This is a genomic window from Azohydromonas australica DSM 1124, assembly GCF_000430725.1.
Lineage (GTDB): Bacteria > Pseudomonadota > Gammaproteobacteria > Burkholderiales > Burkholderiaceae_C > Azohydromonas > Azohydromonas australica.
Genome location: NZ_KE387216.1, coordinates 65,648 through 83,928 on the forward strand (window position 1 = coordinate 65,648; position 18,281 = coordinate 83,928).

General features: G+C 70.2%; 13 protein-coding genes and 1 pseudogene. 6 read left to right on the forward strand and 8 right to left on the reverse strand.

The genetic code is table 11. The features are described 5' to 3' along the window. Nucleotides 1-10 precede the first annotated feature (10 nt). The 3 genes from H537_RS0137200 to H537_RS50120 all read right to left on the reverse strand — a co-directional run bounded on the left by H537_RS0137200 (nt 11) and on the right by H537_RS50120 (nt 3,725). The gene (locus H537_RS0137200; RefSeq protein ID WP_029001910.1) at nt 11-1,369 is read right to left on the reverse strand and encodes a hypothetical protein; all 1,359 of its coding nucleotides are present in this window, start codon (nt 1,367-1,369) and stop codon (nt 11-13) included. A 43-nt stretch (nt 1,370-1,412) separates the two neighbouring features. Then, nucleotides 1,413-2,030: a fibronectin type III domain-containing protein gene (locus tag H537_RS47915; RefSeq protein WP_156902190.1), complete on the reverse strand. Its 618-nt coding sequence runs from the start codon at nt 2,028-2,030 to the stop codon at nt 1,413-1,415. 1,281 nt (nt 2,031-3,311) lie between these two features. After that, the gene (locus tag H537_RS50120; protein WP_051244540.1) at nt 3,312-3,725 is read right to left on the reverse strand and encodes a hypothetical protein; all 414 of its coding nucleotides are present in this window, start codon (nt 3,723-3,725) and stop codon (nt 3,312-3,314) included. A 197-nt stretch (nt 3,726-3,922) separates the two neighbouring features. On the opposite strand from H537_RS50120, the gene H537_RS0137215 reads away from it, so the two are divergent. The 3 genes from H537_RS0137215 to H537_RS0137225 are packed head-to-tail and all read left to right on the forward strand — an operon-like array spanning nt 3,923 to nt 7,663. Beyond that, nucleotides 3,923-5,314, forward strand: a complete 1,392-nt coding sequence (locus tag H537_RS0137215) for an AAA family ATPase (RefSeq protein WP_029001912.1) — start codon at nt 3,923-3,925, stop codon at nt 5,312-5,314. Nucleotides 5,315-5,321: 7 nt separating this feature from the next. Then, nucleotides 5,322-6,821: a VWA domain-containing protein gene (locus H537_RS47930; protein WP_043461855.1), complete on the forward strand. Its 1,500-nt coding sequence runs from the start codon at nt 5,322-5,324 to the stop codon at nt 6,819-6,821. Further along, nucleotides 6,818-7,663 carry a Rossmann-like domain-containing protein gene (locus tag H537_RS0137225; RefSeq protein ID WP_029001913.1) on the forward strand — a complete coding sequence of 282 codons (846 nt, stop codon included), beginning with the start codon at nt 6,818-6,820 and terminating at the stop codon, nt 7,661-7,663. The genes H537_RS47930 and H537_RS0137225 overlap by 4 nt, the downstream gene beginning before the upstream one ends. Before the next feature lie 7 nt (nt 7,664-7,670). Here H537_RS0137225 and H537_RS0137230 read toward each other — a convergent pair whose 3' ends face one another. Further along, a complete protein-coding gene (locus tag H537_RS0137230; RefSeq protein WP_064736122.1) occupies nt 7,671-8,045 on the reverse strand; it encodes a hypothetical protein in 375 nt (124 codons plus the stop codon). Nucleotides 8,046-8,694: 649 nt separating this feature from the next. On the opposite strand from H537_RS0137230, the gene H537_RS0137235 reads away from it, so the two are divergent. The 3 genes from H537_RS0137235 to H537_RS0137245 all read left to right on the forward strand — a co-directional run bounded on the left by H537_RS0137235 (nt 8,695) and on the right by H537_RS0137245 (nt 11,687). Beyond that, nucleotides 8,695-8,877, forward strand: a complete 183-nt coding sequence (locus H537_RS0137235) for an H-NS family nucleoid-associated regulatory protein (protein ID WP_169517178.1) — start codon at nt 8,695-8,697, stop codon at nt 8,875-8,877. A gap of 311 nt (nt 8,878-9,188) precedes the next feature. Continuing rightward, nucleotides 9,189-10,238, forward strand: a complete 1,050-nt coding sequence (locus H537_RS0137240; protein ID WP_211235148.1) for an SGNH/GDSL hydrolase family protein — start codon at nt 9,189-9,191, stop codon at nt 10,236-10,238. A gap of 252 nt (nt 10,239-10,490) precedes the next feature. Continuing rightward, nucleotides 10,491-11,687 (forward strand): acetylornithine transaminase, encoded by a 1,197-nt coding sequence (locus H537_RS0137245; protein ID WP_051244568.1) that lies wholly within the window; start codon nt 10,491-10,493, stop codon nt 11,685-11,687. A 341-nt stretch (nt 11,688-12,028) separates the two neighbouring features. Here the strand turns inward: H537_RS0137245 and arsA are convergent, their stop codons facing one another. The 4 genes and pseudogenes from arsA to arsB all read right to left on the reverse strand — a co-directional run bounded on the left by arsA (nt 12,029) and on the right by arsB (nt 18,271). Further along, nucleotides 12,029-13,831: an arsenical pump-driving ATPase gene (gene arsA / locus H537_RS0137250; RefSeq protein WP_043461861.1), complete on the reverse strand. Its 1,803-nt coding sequence runs from the start codon at nt 13,829-13,831 to the stop codon at nt 12,029-12,031. A 30-nt stretch (nt 13,832-13,861) separates the two neighbouring features. After that, a pseudogene (locus tag H537_RS47935) lies at nt 13,862-15,124 on the reverse strand (MFS transporter). Further along, nucleotides 15,117-17,072 carry an arsenic resistance N-acetyltransferase ArsN2 gene (gene arsN2 / locus H537_RS47940; protein WP_084151252.1) on the reverse strand — a complete coding sequence of 652 codons (1,956 nt, stop codon included), beginning with the start codon at nt 17,070-17,072 and terminating at the stop codon, nt 15,117-15,119. Before arsN2 ends, H537_RS47935 begins: the two are co-directional and overlap by 8 nt. 128 nt (nt 17,073-17,200) lie before the next feature. Beyond that, nucleotides 17,201-18,271: an ACR3 family arsenite efflux transporter gene (gene arsB / locus H537_RS0137265; protein ID WP_029001919.1), complete on the reverse strand. Its 1,071-nt coding sequence runs from the start codon at nt 18,269-18,271 to the stop codon at nt 17,201-17,203. Nucleotides 18,272-18,281: the final 10 nt, after the last annotated feature.

Genomic DNA, 18,281 nt, shown 5'->3' on the forward strand with positions numbered 1-18,281 from the left:
CGGGGCGGGTTCAGTTCACCGAGAGGTTGGTGGGTGGCTGCACGGTCGCCACCGTCCCGCCGACGCTGAACTCGAAGGCGCCGCGGTCCCAGGTGCCGTCCTTGCCGCGCGTGGAGCCGTACATGTCCACGTTGTACGGCGCTGCCAAGCTCATGCCGCCGCCCAGCGGTGTCTTCAGACGGAAGTCCTTGCTGACGATGGACGAGAAGACGTCGCAACCGGAGGCGCACACCGTCTTAGTGGCGCTCGAGTCGCCATCAGCTTGCGTGTTGTAGTACCAGTTGTTGCTCATCGTTCCGCTGAACGAATTGTTAGTGCGCACGCTGCCGTACCAAATGTTGTTGCGCACTTCGTGACCTGTTCCTTTCTGGATCACGACACCGCTCCACGTGCCCTTCAAGTTTACGAACGTGTTGTTGTAGACCTGGAAGTTATTTCCGGTATTGTTGTTGGTGGCGTCGTTAGCCACAAAGACAAAGCCGGAGACTCCATAGTTGTGTCCAGGCTTGCGACCCGTGTCAGCGGCATAGGCCGCAGAATGTACCGCCACGTTACCGAAAATCTTCCAGTTCGCTACCGTGCCCCCATTCAGGCCGGCGATGAACGCCGTCCCCTCGATGTCCTCCATGACGTTGTTGCTCCAAACAACGTCAGTGCTCTCCGTCATTGACAACATCTCGCCATGGATGGCCGGCGTGCTGGTGTTGCGCGCGATGTAGTTGTGGTCGACCGTCAGGTTGCGCCAGTTGCCCCGCATCAAAAAGATGGTGCGGTCCGAGTCGTGCAGGGCGCAGTTCTGGAATGTGATGTAGCTGTTGCCTGAGAGGCCGTAGATCACATCGTCGCCGGCGCCGGTGTCGCGGCCACCACCCTGGAAGTCGATGTGACGGAACGTCAGGTAATCGCCGCCAGTGCCGCTGCCGTTGTCCAAGCGCACGGGCCGCGTGCCCGCCACCTTGATGCCGTACTGGCTCGTGGCGCCGGTCTGCCAGTTGCTGTTGCGGGTCTGCCCCTCAAAGACGTAGTAGTCGGTGTAGATCTGCCAGTTGTTGAAGACAGCCTGCGTGCTGCCGAACGTCGGGGACCAGCCGGTGCCGGTGCCGTGGTCGGCTTCTGTAGCCTTCTTGATCGTAATCGTGGCCGTGCCGCTGTTGGCATCGTCGAAGACATAGTTACCGTAGCTGCCGCCGGCTAGGTAATAGGTGTCGCCGCGCTTGAGCGTGGCGGGCAGCTTAGTGTAGGCGTTGGCCCAGTCGGAACCGTCGTTGCGGCCCGTAGCGCCCGGACGCACATATTGATTGGCGGCGTTTGCGAAGACGGGAATCAGGCAGGCAGTCAGGGCGACGGAGAGAAGGATGCGGTTTTTCATGACTTGCTTCTGAATGTTTTAGGACTGTTGCGGGCGGATACGATCAAGGAATTACTTTCGAATCCTCGTTCGAATAAGCGCTTTCCATTCCCGCTGCATCGACGGCCGTGACGGCAAAGTAATAAGTATGTCCCGAGGGCAGGCCGCTGAGCGTAATGGCGCTGGTAGACGAATAGGTGCCGCTGCCCATGGCCTGGCTGTAGGTGCGCGAGGCGGTGCCGTAATATACGCGGTAGCCCGAGACGCTGCCGGCTGGAGCCGTCCAAGTGAGCTTGGCGGTGCCAGCAGTGGGCGTGGGCGTGGAGGTCGCAGCGGTGTAGGTGTCGCATTGCTTCACCACGCCATAGTAGGGGTCGGTGCCGAAAAAGGTGTTGGTGCATCGCACGGTGCCGGACACCCACTTTCCAACCCAGCGCGTGCCGCTGCCGTAGCGGACATAGGTAGATGTGCTCAACGTGAACGAACCGCCTTCGCTAGCCCTCTTGATCCACGTGCCGTCGGTCGACGTGGGCGTGACTGCCTGTTGGGTTTCCAGCGAAGAATAGGTGCCCGCAGCGGACTCTTCTTCACTGTTGCCGCCACCGCAGGCGGCAGCCAGGAAAACAGTGGCGGTTAGCGTCGAGAGCAACGCAATACGGGGCTTGTTCAGGTTGGATTGCATGGTGTCCACAAAAAAAGAGACAAAAATACCCAAACGACCTGAAATCAATTCGGCCGTTGGCGCAATTTGTAGTGCTTGTTGCCCGGGTATATTCGGCTGAGAAATTAGCCACAGCTTGCCGAACTTCGCTACAACAGGTCCCGGGCTTAGGTATCTAGAGGCTGTCGCGGGACGCCTTGTTGATCGGCTTCAGCTGGTGATTTTTGAAGCAGTCGGCTCGTTACGGTGCGTAATAAGCCCATGTACTTCCGATACCGATTTTGGAGATTCGGCTCACATATCTTATCCGATGCCTAAGGTGCGCAGCGGATTTGTGAATTATTTCTCGCAAACTTGACTCACGGCCGCAAGTGAATCCCGATCGGGAAACACGCATGGAATTGGACAGGCTTCGACATCGTCCCGTTCCCACAGCCGTGAGCCAAGGGAAGGAAAACATTCCTTCATTAGACTCACTCATGGTTACTTCCTCTCGGTTGCGGAATTGGATCGGAAACTTTTGGGCGGCTCAGGCGCCATTCCGCAAGCTCGGTGACAAGCTATGGACCGAGATGATAGATATGATCAAAGTTCAGGGCAAGCAGTGATAACAATGCTTGTCATTGGATACGCAATACACATTTTCCATAGGCCCTACCTAATGTGTCGGCTGCTGACGCATGTATCGGTCTCCAGGAAAGGAGGGAATCCTCCGATGTACCGGCGACTGTTCGTGGGTCCTTGCTTTCGGCTTGCCATTAAGGAGGAACTCGGTCGCGGGGTTACATCTCGATGGTGTGGCAGCGGCTTAGCCGAGTTCTGGGCCCAGAGGGCTGCCACGCACCACGATCCAGGCTTCTGTGGCGTGAGGTGCTCACAACCTGGGGCTGGCTGCGGCTTTCATCAGGGGTTGTCCATGGCCGCGCCGCGGCAGGGTGCGCATGCGTGTGGGCCGTCCCGGGCGCGCGCCGGTATCTGTCGACACGGACGGGATGGAAAGCGAGATCGGGAACCAGGTATGCCGGCAAAAGCAATGGTGTTGCACTTCCGACTTCCGCGCCGTCGCGGCCGGATAGTCACGAGCCGGTTTAAAGGCCGGACCGGCCCTGCACATTCCGCCAGGGCTCGCTGTACGGAAACCCGACCGTGTTGGACATGGCAGGGACCGTGCACAGCTTTGATGCCTACGCCGCGCGTGAAGGCGGGCGTGGGAATCTGGGGAATGTTTGGCCTCGCGCTGGCGTGAGGCCCGGGGGTGCCAAGCCTTCGGCGCTGCAAATCAGGAGTACCGCGTCGCGCGGCTCAGCGGCGGTCGTTGCGCCGGTCGTACCAGTTCGGGATGCCGTCGCCGTCCCGGTCGCGGCGCAGGTTGTTGTAGCGGTCGTAGCGGTTGGGCACGCTGTCGCCGTCGCGGTCCCAGGCCGGGTTGTAGAGATGATCGCGGCGGTTGGGGATGCCATCGCCATCCGTGTCCCAGCGCGTGGGATGGCGATAACCGCGCGGACGGCTCAGTGGCGCCGGCTGCATGTAGACCGGGGCCGGGATGACGGCCGGCGCCGGCACGTACACCGGCGCGGGCTGGCGGTACACCGGCACGCCGACCGGGCCGCCGATGGTCACGGAACGCTGCACATCGCCGCCGTGGGCCCGTGCCAGGCCGCTGCCCAGCGCGCCTGCCAGTGCCAGCACCGTGGTCAGGAATGTCTTGCAACTCATGAACGCAACTCCTTGACTGAGGGCCTGCCTGTTACGAGGCAGGGCTGAGTCAGGAAACGGCGCGGCGTCGCGCGCGGTGCACCAGTGCCATGTAAAGGCCAGGTAAAGCTGCGTAAAGCCGGCTGACGCGTCACGCGCGCCGCAAATTCTTGATCCCGTTTCTTTTTCAGCCCCTGACCCGGTGGCGACAATCGCGCATGACTTGCCTTGACTCCGCGCGCCTGGGCGCGCTGCTCGAATCCCTGGAAGCCGGTCTGCTGGAGCGCCAGACTGCCGTGCGGCTGGCCCTGCTGGCGGCGCTGGCCGGCGAGCACGTGCTGCTGATCGGCCCGCCCGGAACCGCCAAGAGCGAGCTGGCGCGGCGCCTGCACCGGGCCTTCGACGGCGCGCGCTACTTCGAGCGGCTGCTCACGCGCTTTTCGACGCCGGAAGAGCTCTTCGGCCCGCTGTCGCTCAAGGCGCTGGAGGACGACCGCTACGAGCGCCTGACCGACGGCTTCCTGCCCACCGCCGGCATTGCCTTCCTCGACGAGGTGTTCAAGGCCAACTCGGCCATCCTCAACGCGCTGCTGACGCTGCTCAACGAGCGCGAGTTCGACAACGGCAGCGGCCGCGAGCGCACGCCGCTGGTGAGCGTGGTGGGCGCCAGCAACGAGGTGCCCGACGACGAGGCGCTGCAGGCCTTCTTCGACCGCTTCCTGCTGCGCGTGCCGGTGCAGCCGGTCACCGACGCCGCCTTCAGCGCGCTGCTGCAGCTGCAGCCGGCGACTGCCGCCGCGGCGCAGCCCCTGACTGCGACCGAGCGCGCGGCGGTGGCCGGGGCGGCGGCGCAGGTACGGCTGGGACCGGAGGCCGAGGCCGCCTGCCACGCCCTGCGCGCCTGGCTGCGCGCGCAGGAGCTGCCCCTGTCCGATCGGCGCTGGCGCCAATGGATCGGCCTGCTGCGCGTGGCCGCGGCCACCGAGGGCCGCGCCGAGGTCGATGCGCTGGACCTCTGGACCGCGCCCTACGTCGCCAGCACCGGCCCGCAGGACGTGCCGCGCCTGGCCGCCTGGTTCGAGCAGGAGCTCATCGGCGCGGTGCCGCAGGACGCCCCCTGGCTCACGCGCGCGGTGGAGGCCTTCGAGCGGCAGCTGGAGATCGAGCAATCCGCGCCGGACGACCCCGACGCCGCCAACGCCGCCGGCAAGCTGGCGCTGGCGCGCTCCATCAGCGGCAGCGAGCAGGGCGAGCAGCTGCTGCGCATGGCCTCCGGCACGCTGGAAGAGAAGCTGCGCCGCCGCTACAGCCCCGTGCACGTCGAGGCGCGCGTGGCGCAGGTGGACGAGGTACTGGCGCAGGCGCTCGAACAGCACGCGCTGGCAGCGCAGCAGGAGCAGGCGCTGGCGCGGCGGCTGCAGGGCCGCCTGTGGTTGCCGCCCGACCTGGCGCAGCGCCTGCTGGGCGCGCATGCACACACATGCGAGGTGCTGGCCGGGCTGATCGCGCGGCTGCAGCACGCGCGAGAGGAATTCAGCCGCCTGCCCGTGGACGTGCAGCTGGACGCCACCGCCCCGGCGCGGGTCGTGCTCGAAGGCGCCGCCGCCTGACGCCCGCATGGACGCCGCTCCCCTGGACCGTCCCTACCACCGGCTGGAGGCGTTGCCGCGCAGCCTGTGGCTGCCGGCCCTGATCACCAGCGCCGGCGAGCGCAGCCGGCGGCTGGCCGACGCCCGCACCTGGCTCGACAGCCTGGGCGCCGGCGCGCTGCCGCCGCCACAGGCGGACTTCGGCGACGCCGTGGCCGTCGAGCCGCTGCGCCGTGTGGTGGGCGAGCTGGGGCTGGCCGGACTGGCGCGTGGCGTGCCGGCGCTGGCCGAGCAGGTGCTGCGCACGCTGCTGTGGCACCTGGACCGCATCGTCGATCACCAGCCGCGGCTGTCGCGCGCGGAGGCCATCGCCCGCGTGGCGGAGGACTTCCGGGCCGAGTGGCAACTGGAGAGCGCGGGTCTGGAAGAGCACCTGGCGCTGCTGCGCAGCCTGGGCGACCTGGGTCACATGCGCTGGGATGAGCTGCACGGGCAGCTGCACTCGCGCTCCTGGCAGGCCGCGCGCAAGGCCAGCGAGTGGCTGCAGCAGCTGCCGGCGCTGGTGGCGCTGGTGCGGCGCCTGGGCCGTGCCGAGCGCAGCGCCGCGGCGCTCGCGCCACAGTCGCGCGAGAGCGCCTGCGACGCCCCGCCGCTGGCGCTGCGCGCCATCGAAACGCGGCTGCCCGATGCGCCGGGCGAGATCGTCGGCGTGCGCTTCTCGTCGCGGCCCGAGCGCATGCTCGCCAGCGAGGCGGTGATGCTGCACCACCCGGTACTCAAGAAGCTCTGGCGCGCGCGCCATGCCGAGGCGCGGCTGCTGAGCTGGGAGACGCAGGCCGTGCTCACCGACTGGCGCCCGGACCGGCACGCGCCGCCGCACCGGCGCAGCGCCCAGGCCGAGCCGGAGCCGCTGGAGCGCGGGCCGATCATCCTGTGCCTGGACACCTCGGGCTCCATGCGCGGCGCGCCGGAGAACATCGCCAAGGCCGTGGCTATCGCCGCGCTGCGCGCTGCCCACGAGCAGCGCCGTGCCTGCAAGCTCATCGCCTTCGGAGGCCCGGACGAGGTGCTGGAGCGCGACCTGGGCGCCGATGCCGCCGGGCTGCGCGCGCTGCTGGAGCTCATGGGCCAGAGCTTCGACGGCGGCACCGACATCCAGACGCCCATCGAGCGCGCCATCAAGCGCGTGCACGAGGCGCGCTGGCACCAGGCCGACGTGCTGCTGGTGAGCGACGGCGAGTTTGGCTGCGTGCCGCACACGCTGCAGCGGCTGGACGAGGCGCAGCGCCGCTTCGGGCTGCGCGTGCAGGGCGTGCTGGTGGGTGACCGCGAAACGATGGGCCTGCTGGAGGTCTGCGACGACATCCACTGGGTGCGCGACTGGCGCCGCTACGCCGACGCGGCCGAGGGCGGCGACGGCCGCGGCTTCTCGCCCGTGCACAGCAAGAGCCTCACGGCGCTGTACTTCCCCAACGCCCTGTCGCAGCGCGCGGCACGGCATGCCCCCTCCGCAGGAAACAACGAATGAGCTACGCTGACGACGCCCTGTCCCTGGTCCAAGCCCTGGCCGACCTGGGCCCGCTGCCGCGCGTGCACGCGCTGCACCTGCCGCCGCCGCCGGCCCCCGATGCCCTGCGCGGCGAATTCGCGGCGCTGGAGCTGGAGGACGGCACGCTGGGCCTGTCCTACGTGCTGCTGGGCGACACATGGGCGCGGCTGCACGGGCAGGTGAATACCGCCGCGCTGGCCGGCGGCGACGCCCTGGCCCTGGCGCGCTGCTACGCCGAGGCGGACCCGATCCGGCGCACGCTGGGCTTCGCGGCGCTCAACGCGCTCACGCGCTGGCTCTTCGACCGTGCCGGCTTCGAGCCCCCGGCCAGCGGCGACTCGCTGGGCGCGCTGGACCCGCAGCCCGGCGAGACGGTGGGCATGGTCGGCTATTTCACGCCGCTGATCCCGCGCATCACGGCCCGCGGCGCGCGCGTGCTGGTGGTCGAACTGCGCGCTGACCTGGCCGGCGAGCGCGAGGGCGTGCGCGTCACGCTGGACCCGGCCGAGCTGGCCGGCTGCGCCAAGGTGCTGTGCACTGGCACGCTGCTGCTCAACGACACGCTGGACGCGACGCTGGCGCACTGCCGCCACGCGCGGGCGCTGGCGATGGTGGGGCCCAGCGTCGGCTGCCCGCCCGATCCGCTGTTCGCGCGCGGCCTCACGTTGCTGGGCGGCAGCTGGGTCAGCGACAGTGCCGCCTACGTGCAGGCGCTGTGCGCGGGAACGTCCACCGGCGGCTTCGCCCGCAAGTTCTCGCTGGCGCCGCGGGACTATCCGGGCTGGCCGGCGCTGCTGGCGAGCGCGCGGCGCGGCGGCTGAGGCACGGTCACTGCGCCTGGCGGCGCGGACGCCAGTGGCGCAGCGGGCGCGGCGCGTGCGACATCAGGCCCGAGACCGCCAGCACCAGCCAGAACAGCAGTGGCGCCACGGCCGGGTCCAGCGCCATCCAGGCCACCGCGGCCAGCTTCAGCAGTACCACCACGCCGGCGAGCTCGCCCAGGTGGATGCGCGTGTCCGCCAGCTCGGCCACGAACAGCGCCAGCCCGGTGAGCAGCGTCACGGCCGCGCCGATGCGCAGCGGCAGCGGCGCGCCCAGCAGCGCAGCCCCCAGCAGCACCAGGCCGGCGATGTGCGCGCAGCGCAGCACGATGGCGATCCAGCGCCGCCAGGCGGGAGGTTTGGGAGCAGGCACGCGATTCATGGACCGCGATTGTGGCTGCGTCGCCATGAGAGGCCCCGCGGCACCGGCGGCCGATTTACCGATCCGCTGACCAATTCCCGGAAATTCGTGAAACAATGGGGCGTTTGTTGAATGTCCCCACACCCAGCCCGTACCTCGGGCCGCCGGCCGGGACGGTGTTGAAAGTGGAAGTTGTTCGAGTGTGGATTCAAGCCCTAAGGCGCTGAATCGGCATCAAGTTCTGTATCGTGAGATTGGCATCGCCTCGCGAAGCTGGCCGTCAATTGCAGTCCGGCAGCCGCGCACAGGATGCAATCAATAACGGGAATCCATGTTGCGGAAACAGTCCTCCCCACCTTGGCGGTATGCTGAAGGCACCGTGTACGTATCGGACGGGCATGCCGTCCCGTTCATATGTGTGCTCGCGGGTACGACAAGGCACAGGTCAGGGGTTTGCGAATGCCTTTACCCTCGGTAGTCTGGCCAGGGGTGAGAATGCAGTGCGATAACCAGAAAAACTAACAAGGAACCTCCATAACCTTGCAAGACTTACCGCAGCCTTGGCAGGGTTCAGGGTGGATCTTCATTTGATCTTTGAGCGAGAGATATGGCAGCAGTAGAGCAAACCGGTTGGGTCAAGCCGCAGCGGGCCCCCACGTACGACGAAATCATGGTGCGCATTGGCGAGTTGCGCAGCGAATTGCAGGAGCTGGAGCAACAGGCCAGCGACATGCGCGAGGCCACCAGGCTCGAAGCCCTGGTGAAGATCCGCAACATCATGCGGGCGCAGCAGCTCACCATTGAGGACATCCTGCCGGAGCTGCGCCGCCCGGTGCGCGCCGGCCGCGACTGAGGCCGCATTCCGCGCCGCGGGTCCAAACCCGTTATCTGCGGGCTTTTTCATTTGCAAACGGCGACTTGAAATCTTGCCCGGCATAAAGGAGCGGACTGCCGAGGAGCCGCTTCATGAAAATCGCCGTGTTTGCCCGTATTCCGGTCCGCCGCTGGGTCGCCATGTTGCTGGCGTTTACGGTTTGGCACGCCGCGGCCCAGGATATGGAACCCGAAGCCGCCAGCCTGCATTGGGTCGGCACCTGGAGTGCAGCGCCGCAGCAACCCTGGTACAACGGGGCACCACTGGCGAGCGGGTTTTACAGGCAGACCTTGCGTGAAATCGTTCACGTGAGTATCGGCGGCAGCCGCGTGCGCGTGCGCTTTACGAATGCCCATGGCCAAGCGCCGCTGCAAATTGGCGCGGCCCATGTCGCGTTGCGCAGCAGCGGCGCGGCGACCATGCCCGGCTCGGACCGTGCGCTGGCTTTCGGCGGCAAATCCAGCGTCACCATCGCGCCCGGGGCGGCGGTGCTGAGCGACCCGGTGAATCTCGACGTGCCGCCACGCAGTGACCTCGCCGTAAGCATTTACTTGCCCGTGGCCACCGGCCTGCCCACGCTGCATTTCCGGTCGCGGCAAACCAATTACGTATCGCCCAAGGGCAATTTCACCAGCGCGGCCAGCATGCCGGTGGCGTCCACCACGGTGTGCGCCGACCAGTTCGCGAACCGGGTTTGCACCTCGCCCTGGTATTTCCTGGCGGGCGTGGACGTGCGGGCCCCCGCCGGCGTCGGCGCCGTCGTGGCGCTGGGCGACTCCATCACGGCCGGGGCGGGCACCAACACCGACACCAACCGCCGCTGGCCCGACGTGCTGGCGCGGCGGCTGCTCAACCAGGGCCCGGTGACGGGCGTGCTCAACCAGGGCATCGGCGGGAACGCGATCTGGAGCTCGGAGCTGGGCCCCAGCGCGCTGGCCCGTTTCGACCGCGACGTGCTGGCCACCTCGGGCTCGCGCTTCGTCATCGTGCTGCTGGGCATCAACGACCTGATCGACGGCACTTCGGCCGCGCGCGTCATCTCCGGGCTGCAGCAGCTCGCCACCCGGACGCAGGCCGCCGGGCTCAAGGTCTACGGCGGCACGCTCACGCCCTTCCAGCGCGGCTCCGACACGCTGGAGGCGCAGCGCCAGGCCGTGAACCGCTGGATCCGCACCAGCGGCGCCTTCGATGCCGTGATCGACTTCGACGCCGTGCTGCGCGACCCGGCCTTGCCACGGCGCATGCGCCCCCTCTACGACAGCGGCGACACGCTGCACCCCAACGCCGCCGGCTACGAGGCCATGGCGGGCGCGATCGACCTGTCGCTGTTCAGGCCCTGAAGGCGCATTTCAGCGCGCGCCCGACGGGCGCTTTGCAATCCCCTGTTACGATGGCCCGATGATTTCCGCTTCCCGCCTTTCGCGACGCCGTGCCGCGGACCGACGCCGGTCCCGCAAGCCGTGGCGCGTTCGTGCGAAGCGTGGGGTGAGGTCCGAAGCAGCGGACCGCTAGCAGTCCCCCAGGCAGTTCCCCCGACCAGGCCACGGCTCACCCCCGTGGCCTTTTTCTTTGTCCCGTCCGACCTGAAGGAGATGCCCGTGCAAGCTCAAACCCCCTCGTCCACCGCCAGCCTGATGCCGGTGGCGCCCCGTCCCGAGACGCTTTTCGTCCGTGGCGAAGGCGCGTTCCTGTTCGACAGCGAGGGCCGCCGCTACCTCGACTGGGTGCAGGGCTGGGCCGTCAACGGCCTGGGCCACTCGCCCGCGCCGGTGGTGAAGGCGCTGGCCGAGCAGGCGGCGACGCTGATCAACCCGAGCCCGGCCTTCTTCAACCCGCGTGCCATCGAGCTGGCGGACCTGCTCACCGCGCACAGCTGCTTCGACCACGTGTTCTTCGCCAGCTCCGGCGCCGAGGCCAACGAGGGCGCGATCAAGCTGGCGCGCAAGTGGGGCCAGCTGCACAAGCAGGGCGCCTTCGAGATCATCACCTTCGCCGATGCCTTCCACGGCCGCACGCTGGCCACCATGTCGGCCAGCGGCAAGCCCGGCTGGGACCGGCTCTTCGCGCCGCAGGTCGAGGGCTTCCCCAAGGCCCGCTACAACGACATCGACTCCGTGCGCGCCCTGGTCGGCGAGCGCACCGTGGCGGTGATGCTGGAGCCGGTGCTGGGCGAGGCTGGCGTGTTCCCGGCCAGCACGGCCTTCATGCGGGCGCTGCGCGCGCTGTGCGACGAGGCCGGGCTGCTGCTGATCGTGGACGAGGTGCAGACCGGGTGCGGACGCACCGGGCCGCTGTTCGCCTACCAGCGCCACGGCATCGAGCCCGACATCATGACCCTGGGCAAGGGCCTGGGCGGCGGCGTGCCGTTGTCGGCGCTGCTGGCCAAGCGCGCGGTCTCGTGCTTCGCCCCGGGCGACCAGGGCGGCACCTACTGCGGCAACCCCCTGGCCTGTGCCGCCGGCAAGGCGGTGCTGGAGACGCTGCTGGCACCGGGCTTCCTCGAGGCCAGCCAGGCCGTCGGCGAGCGGCTGGCGCAGGAACTGCGGGCGCTGTCGGCCGAGCTGGGCCTGGGCGCCGTGCGCGGCCACGGGCTGCTGCTGGCGCTGGAGCTGGGCGATCTGCCGTCGGCGCAGGTGGTGGCGCTGGCGCGCGAGCGGGGCCTGCTGATCAACGGCCCGCGCCCGAACTGCCTGCGCTTCATGCCGGCGCTCAACACGACGGCCGAGGAAATCCAGCTGGGGCTGGAGCTGCTGCGGCAGGTGCTGGAGGCGGTGAGGGCAGAGGGCTGAGGTGCACTGGGGTGCGGGGAAACTTCCAGGCCGCGGCATCTCGTGAGCCAAGCCGTTTCGCCCCCTGATTCGTCACTCCCGCGAAGGCGGGAGTCCAGGCGGTCCCCAAGCCGCCTGCAGCAGATTGGGCTGAACGCCAGGGCTTGGGTCCTGGTTCGCTGCACCCAGGCTTCGTGCTGACGTGGGGCCGCCTGGATTCCCGCCTGCGCGGGAATGACGAACTAGTGGAGCGGCCACCTGTGCTTCGTCCTGCAGAAATGCCTCGACTTTTCTTGGACAGCACTGCGCCTGCGCATGCATGACGAAGCCGTTGCCAAGGCAGCGCAGCTTTCAGCCAGCGCTCAACCGCTTCCCTCCCGTCCCGCTTCTCCCTCCACCAGCCCCCGCAGCGCCTCCACCCCGATCGGCGGCTGCGGGCGCCACGGCACGACGCAGGTGCGCTGCGCCAGGCCGCCTGCCACGCGGCGCAGCTGCGCCAGCTCGCCGGCAACGCGGGCGCGCAGCACCGGCGAGGTGGTGCCCGAGGCGGCCAGGCTGCGGTTGACGATCCAGGCGAAGGGCTCGATGCGGGCGCGCCGCAGGTCCTCCTGCAGCGCCGCCGCCTCCGACACCGGCGTGGTCTCCGGCAGCGTGACCAGCACCACGCGGGTGTAGTCCGGGTCCTGCAGCCGCATCAGCGGCGTCACCAGGCGCGTCGTGCCGCTGCCCTCGAAGTCGCGCAGCATCTGCCGGTGGTACGCCCCCGTGGCGTCCATCAGCAGCAGCGTGTGGCCGGTGGGCGCGGTGTCCAGGATCACGAAGGCGCTGCGCGCCTCGGACACGATGCGCGAGAAGGCGTGGAACACCGCCACCTCCTCGGTGCAGGGCGAGCGCAGGTCCTCCAGCATCAGCGCGCGTGCCGCCTCGTCCAGGCCCCGGCCCTTGGAGGCCATCACCTTGTCGACGTAGCGCTGCGTCTCCGCCTGCGGGTCGATGCGGTCCACGCGCAGGCCCGGCACTTCGCCGTCCAGCGTCGCGGCCAGGTGCGCGGCCGGGTCGGTGGTGGAGAGGTGCACCGACTTGCCGCGCCCGGCCAGGGCCACGGCCAGCGCGGCGGCGATGGTCGTCTTGCCCACGCCGCCCTTGCCCATGACCATCACCAGCGCATGCGGCTGGCGCGCCAGCTCGTCCACCAGCGCGTCCAGCGGCTGCACGCCGGGCAGGTTCGCCACGCCCTCGGCGGCGCCGTCGCGCACGGGCACCGGCGGTGCGCCGTCGTCGAGCAGGGCGCGCAGCGCCGGCAGCCCCACCATGTCGAAGCCGCGCAGCGGCACCAGCGTGCGCGGCAGCCCGCGCAGGCCGTCGGGCAGCGCGTCCAGCGCCGCCTGCTGCCGGACCTGCCAGGCGGCGGCCACCGCGTCGTCGCCGGGCGCCTCGGCCAGCACGCCGTTGACCATCAACCACTGGTTGGCCAGGCCCAGCGCCAGCAGCTCCGAGCGGCTGCGCGCGGCCTCCTTCAGCGCCGGCGCGTCCGGCCGCGTCACCAGCACCACGCGCGTGCGCTGCGCATCGGCCAGCGCCTGCATCGCCTCGCGAAAGCGCGCCTCCTGCATCTTCAGCCCCGAGTGCGGACCCAGGCAGGAGGCGCCGCGGTCGTTGCCCTCCAGGAAGCCGGTCCAGGCCTTGGGCAGGCTCAGCAGCCGCAGCGTGTGGCCGGTGGGGGCGGTGTCGAAGATCACGTGGTCGAAGCCCTCGGCGTCGCCGGCGAGCAGGCCCACGAACTCGTCGAAGGCCGCGATCTCGGTGGTGCAGGCGCCCGAGAGCTGCTCGCGTACCGTGCCGCGCTCGGCGTCGCTGCTGCCGGGCGCCATCTGCGCGATCACGCGCGCGCGGTAGGCCTCGGCGGCAGCCTCGGGGTCGATGTTCAGGGCCTGCAGCCCCGGCGCGCCTTCGACGGGCCGGGGCCGCCGTCCCAGCGGCGTGCCCAGCATCTCGTCGAGGTTGGAGGCCGGGTCGGTGCTGACCAGCAGCACGCGGCGGCCCGCGTCGGACAGCGCCAGCGCGCAGGCGCAGGCCAGCGAGGTCTTGCCCACGCCGCCCTTGCCGGTGAAGAACAGGAAGCGCGGCGCGTCCCGCAGCAGCGCCAGGGAATCGGTCCAGGCCATGGTGAAGCTTCTCCCGTGGTGAAGGTCTCGTTATGGCCGCTGTGCGGCCGAGGCGCCTTGACGGCCCGCAGGGCGCGGCGCTTCCCCGGCCGCCGCAGGGGCGCGCAGCAGCAGGAGCGCGGCGAAGGCCGCCAGGCTCAGGGCCAGCGACAGCCCCAGCGCCACGCTGCCCAGCCGCTGCAGCGCCAGCCCGAACAGGAAGGGCGACAGCGCCTGCACCACGCGCGCCGGCAGCATCAGCCAGCCCTGGCGCGCGCCATAGCCGTGCGCGCCGAACAGCAGCAGCGGCAGCGTGCCCTTGGCGATGGTCAGCATGCCGTTGCCCACGCCGTGCAGCAGTGCGAACGGCGCCGCCGCCGTGCCGCCCGCCAGCAGCAGCGCCGCGGCCCCCAGCGGATGCGCCAGCGCGGCCAGGCGCGCCGTCAGCAGCGCATGCAGCCGGCGCAGCACGCCCAGCTCCAGCAGCCGCCCCGCCACCTGCGCCGGCCCGACCAGCGCCCCCAGCGCCACCGCCGTGGTCAGGCTGACGCCCGCGGCCTGCAGCACCCCGGGCAGGTGCGTCGCCATGGCGGTGGTGACGAGCGAGGTGCAGGCGAAGGTGAGGCCCAGCAGCACGAGCACCAGCCGCGGCTGCGGGATGGCAACGGGCGGCTCGGGGGCGGACGGCGCCGCCACAGCATCCCCGGACGGCTGCGGCAGCGGGGCTGCGGCAGCCGCACGCGGCAGCCAGGCGTTGAGCGGCAGCCCCAGCAGCAGGTGCAGCGCGGCCCAGGCGAAACAGGCCTCGCGCCAGCCCCAGTGCGCAGCCATTCAGGCCGACAGCGGCCAGCCCACGGTGCTGGCGAAGCCGCCGAACAGCGTCACGCCGGTGATGGCGTTGCGCGCCTGCGGCCCGTACAGCCGCACCAGGGTGGAGAAAGCCGCCTCGTACAGGCCGCAACCCATGCCCAGGCCGAGGAGCATCCAGCCCGCGAACAGCATCCAGACGTCGGCCGACAGCCCCAGCACCGCCAGGCCCAGCGCGAACACCACGTTCGACACCATGAGCACCGGGCGACCGCCCAGGCGGTCGATGGCGCGCCCGGCCCAGGGCCCCGTCAGCGCCGCGACGCCCAGCGCCACCGAGAAGGCCGCGAAGACCGTGGGCTCGCCCAGCCCGAGCGAACGGGCCATGGGTGCGGCCAGCACCGCGGGCAGGTACTGCGACGAGGCCCAGGCCAGGATCTGGGCCGTGCCCAGGAGGGCCACGGCCCGGCCGCGGTGCCACGGCGCCGGCGTGCTCGGCTCAGCCACAGCAGCGGGTGGCGACCTTGATCTCGGCCCTCACCGGTGTGCCGCAGCAGGCCGCCGGCTGGGCGGGCGCCGTGGCGGCCGGCGCGGGCTCGCCGCAGCCGCAGCCGGCCTCGCCGTCGGCCTTTTTCTGCGCATCGAGGGCGCAGCACGCAGCGCTTTGCGCGCTCTCTGTGCTCGTTGCTTGCGCCGGTCCGCCGCAGCAGCCGCTGGCGCCGGCGTCCGCGAAGTCCGGGCCGGCGCTGCACACGCCCGTTTCCGGCAGGTCCAGCTCCACGCGGTCCGCGGCTTCCAGGTCGCCGGCGATGGCCGCCGCCACCGAGCGCGCCTGCTCGAAGCCGGTGGCCATCAGGAAGGTCGGAGCGCGGCCGTAGCTCTTCACGCCCAGCGTGTAGAAGCCGGGTTCTGGGTGCGCCAGCTCCCGGTGTCCGTGCGGGCGCACGGTGCCGCAGCTGTGCAGGTTGGGGTCGATCAGCGGACCCAGCGCCTCGGTCGATTCCAGCCACGGGTCCAGCTTCAGGCGCAGCTCGCCGACCAGGCCCAGGTCCGGGCGCTGGCCGGTGGCGCAGACGACCTGGTCGATGCCCTCCAGCACCAGCGGCCGTCCGTCCGCCCCGGTGCCTTCGACCACCAGGCCGTCGGGCTCGCGCCGCAGCGCGGCGATGCGCAGGCCGCTGACGAACTCCATGCGCCTGCTGTCGCGCAGCCCCTGCAGCGCCGAGCCCAGCGCGCCGCGCGCCGGCAGCGCGTCGGCCGCGCCGCCGCCGAACACGCGCGCCAGGTTGGGCGAGCGCACGGCCCAGACGAAGCGCGTGGCGGGCTCGGCCTCGGCCAGCTCGGCCAGCGCCAGCAGCGCGTTGGCGGCCGAGTGCCCCGCGCCCACCACCAGCGTGCGGCGCCCGGCATAGCGCGCGCGGTCGCGGCCGAGCACGTCAGGGATGCCATAGAAGACGGCGTCGCCCAGCTCGCGCTCGCCCAGCGCCGGCAGGCCGCTGGCGCCCAGCGGATTGGGCTGCGACCAGGTGCCGCTGGCGTCGATCACGGCGCGGGCGCGGAATTCGAGCGGCTGGCCGCCGCGCTGGGCGCGGATCAGGAAGGGCGCGGCCTCGCGCCCGGCGCTCTTGACCTTGTCGAAGCCCTCGCGGCTGATGGCCGTGACGCGGGTGTTCAGGTGCAGCGCCCGCGCCACCGCCGGCAGCGCGGCGTAGGGCTGCAGCACGCGCTCCACCACCTCGCGCGCCAGCGGCACCTCGTCATCGGGCGGCGCGCTCCAGCCGGTGGGCGCGAGCTGCGCCGCCATGGCCGGGTCGACGTCGTAGCGCCAGGGCGAGAACAGGCGCACGTGGCCGTAGTCCAGCAGGTGCGCGCCCACCTGCGCGCCGGCTTCGAACACCAGGGGCTCGATGCCGCGCTCGATCAGCCGCGCCGCCGCCGCCAGGCCCACCGGGCCGGCGCCGATCACGGCCACGGGCAGCTCCCGCGGCGGCTGTGCCGGCGTGGCCTCGCGCAGCGCCAGCGCCATCGGCACCGCGCTGGCCGGGCAGGCGCCCTGGAACTCGGCCGAGGCCTTCAGCGCCTGCGGCACCTGTGCCGCGGTGATGCGCTGGAAGCCGTGGCGGCGGAAGTAGTCCGGCGCGGTGACGGTGAGCAGGTACAGCGCGCGGATCTCGCGCCGCCGCGCTTCCTCGATCAGCGTGCCCACCAGCGCCCGGCCCAGGCCCCGGCGCTGCAGCCCCGGCGCGACCGCCACCGAGCGCAGCAGCGCCACGTCGCCGTAGACCTCGGCGCCGGCGCAGCCCACGACCTCGCCGTTGCTCACGGCCAGCACGTAGGTGGACAGGTGCTCGCGCGCGCCCGCCGTGGGCAGCTGGTGGGCTTGCAGCAGCGCCTGCACGGCGCTCCAGTCGGACGCGCCGGCCTGGCGCAGGGTGATGCTGGGGCTCATCGACATGGTCGATCTCCTGGATGGGCGCGGGTGTCAGGACGCGCAGCGGACCGCGACGCGCCCGCGCTCGCGCTGGGCTTCGGACAAGGGCTACTGCAGGGAAGCCGGGGCGGTGGCGCCCCGGTGGAAAAGCTTCAGCGGCAGGCGCCGGCCTCGTACCAGGCCTTGCTGCGGTTGACGAGGCGCACCACCAGCAGCATCACCGGCACCTCGATCAGCACGCCCACCACGGTGGCGAGCGCGGCACCCGACTCGAAGCCGAACAGGCTGATGGCCGCGGCCACCGCCAGCTCGAAGAAGTTGCTCGCGCCGATGAGCGCCGACGGGCAGGCCACGCTGTGCGACTCGCCCAGCCGGCGGTTGAGCCCGTAGGCCAGCGCCGAGTTGAAGAAGACCTGGATCAGGATCGGCACCGCCAGCATGGCGATCACCAGCGGCTGCTTCAGGATCGCCTCGCCCTGGAAGGCGAACAGCAGCACCAGCGTCGCCAGCAGCGCCGTGATGGACCAGGGGCCGATCTTCGCCAGCGCCGCGTCGAAGGACGCCTGGCCCCGGCGCAGCAGCGCCTTGCGCCACAGCTGCGCCACGATCACCGGGATCACGATGTAGAGCAGCACCGAGGTGACCAGCGTGTCCCAGGGCACGGTGATGGCCGACAGCCCCAGCAGCAGCGCCACGATGGGGGCGAAGGCGAACACCATGATCGTGTCGTTGAGCGCCACCTGCGACAGCGTGAAGAGCGGGTGCCCGTTGGTAAGCCGGCTCCACACGAACACCATCGCGGTGCAGGGCGCCGCGGCCAGCAGGATCAGGCCCGCGACGTAGCTGTCGAGCTGTTCGGCCGGCAGCCAGGGCGCGAAGACGTGGCGCACGAAGATCCACGCCAGCAGCGCCATCGAGAAGGGCTTCACCAGCCAGTTCACGAACAGCGTGACGCCGATGCCCTTCCAGTGCCGGCGCACCTGGTGCAGCGCGCCGAAGTCCACTTTCAAAAGCATCGGGATGACCATCACCCAGATCAGCAGGCCCACCGGCAGGTTGACTCGGGCCACCTCCATGCGGCCGATGGCCTGGAACGGACCGGGCAGGAGCTGTCCCAGCGCGATGCCGGCGACGATGCAGAGGAAGACCCAGAGCGTGAGCCAGCGCTCGAACAGGCTCATGGGAGCGGGCGCGGCAGCGCGGGCGGGGAGGGTGGTGTCCATGGCGTGGAAT

Excerpts from the sequence above, each read along its gene's own strand:
- H537_RS0137200 (WP_029001910.1), bottom strand. The coding sequence starts at position 1,369 with ATGAAAAACCGCATCCTTCTCTCCGTCGCCCTGACTGCCTGCCTGATT.
- H537_RS47915 (WP_156902190.1), bottom strand. The coding sequence starts at position 2,030 with ATGCAATCCAACCTGAACAAGCCCCGTATTGCGTTGCTCTCGACGCTA.
- H537_RS50120 (WP_051244540.1), bottom strand. The coding sequence starts at position 3,725 with ATGAGTTGCAAGACATTCCTGACCACGGTGCTGGCACTGGCAGGCGCG.
- H537_RS0137215 (WP_029001912.1), top strand. The coding sequence starts at position 3,923 with ATGACTTGCCTTGACTCCGCGCGCCTGGGCGCGCTGCTCGAATCCCTG.
- H537_RS47930 (WP_043461855.1), top strand. The coding sequence starts at position 5,322 with ATGGACGCCGCTCCCCTGGACCGTCCCTACCACCGGCTGGAGGCGTTG.
- H537_RS0137225 (WP_029001913.1), top strand. The coding sequence starts at position 6,818 with ATGAGCTACGCTGACGACGCCCTGTCCCTGGTCCAAGCCCTGGCCGAC.
- H537_RS0137230 (WP_064736122.1), bottom strand. The coding sequence starts at position 8,045 with ATGAATCGCGTGCCTGCTCCCAAACCTCCCGCCTGGCGGCGCTGGATC.
- H537_RS0137235 (WP_169517178.1), top strand. The coding sequence starts at position 8,695 with ATGGTGCGCATTGGCGAGTTGCGCAGCGAATTGCAGGAGCTGGAGCAA.
- H537_RS0137245 (WP_051244568.1), top strand. The coding sequence starts at position 10,491 with ATGCCCGTGCAAGCTCAAACCCCCTCGTCCACCGCCAGCCTGATGCCG.
- arsA (WP_043461861.1), bottom strand. The coding sequence starts at position 13,831 with ATGGCCTGGACCGATTCCCTGGCGCTGCTGCGGGACGCGCCGCGCTTC.
- arsN2 (WP_084151252.1), bottom strand. The coding sequence starts at position 17,072 with ATGTCGATGAGCCCCAGCATCACCCTGCGCCAGGCCGGCGCGTCCGAC.
- arsB (WP_029001919.1), bottom strand. The coding sequence starts at position 18,271 with ATGGACACCACCCTCCCCGCCCGCGCTGCCGCGCCCGCTCCCATGAGC.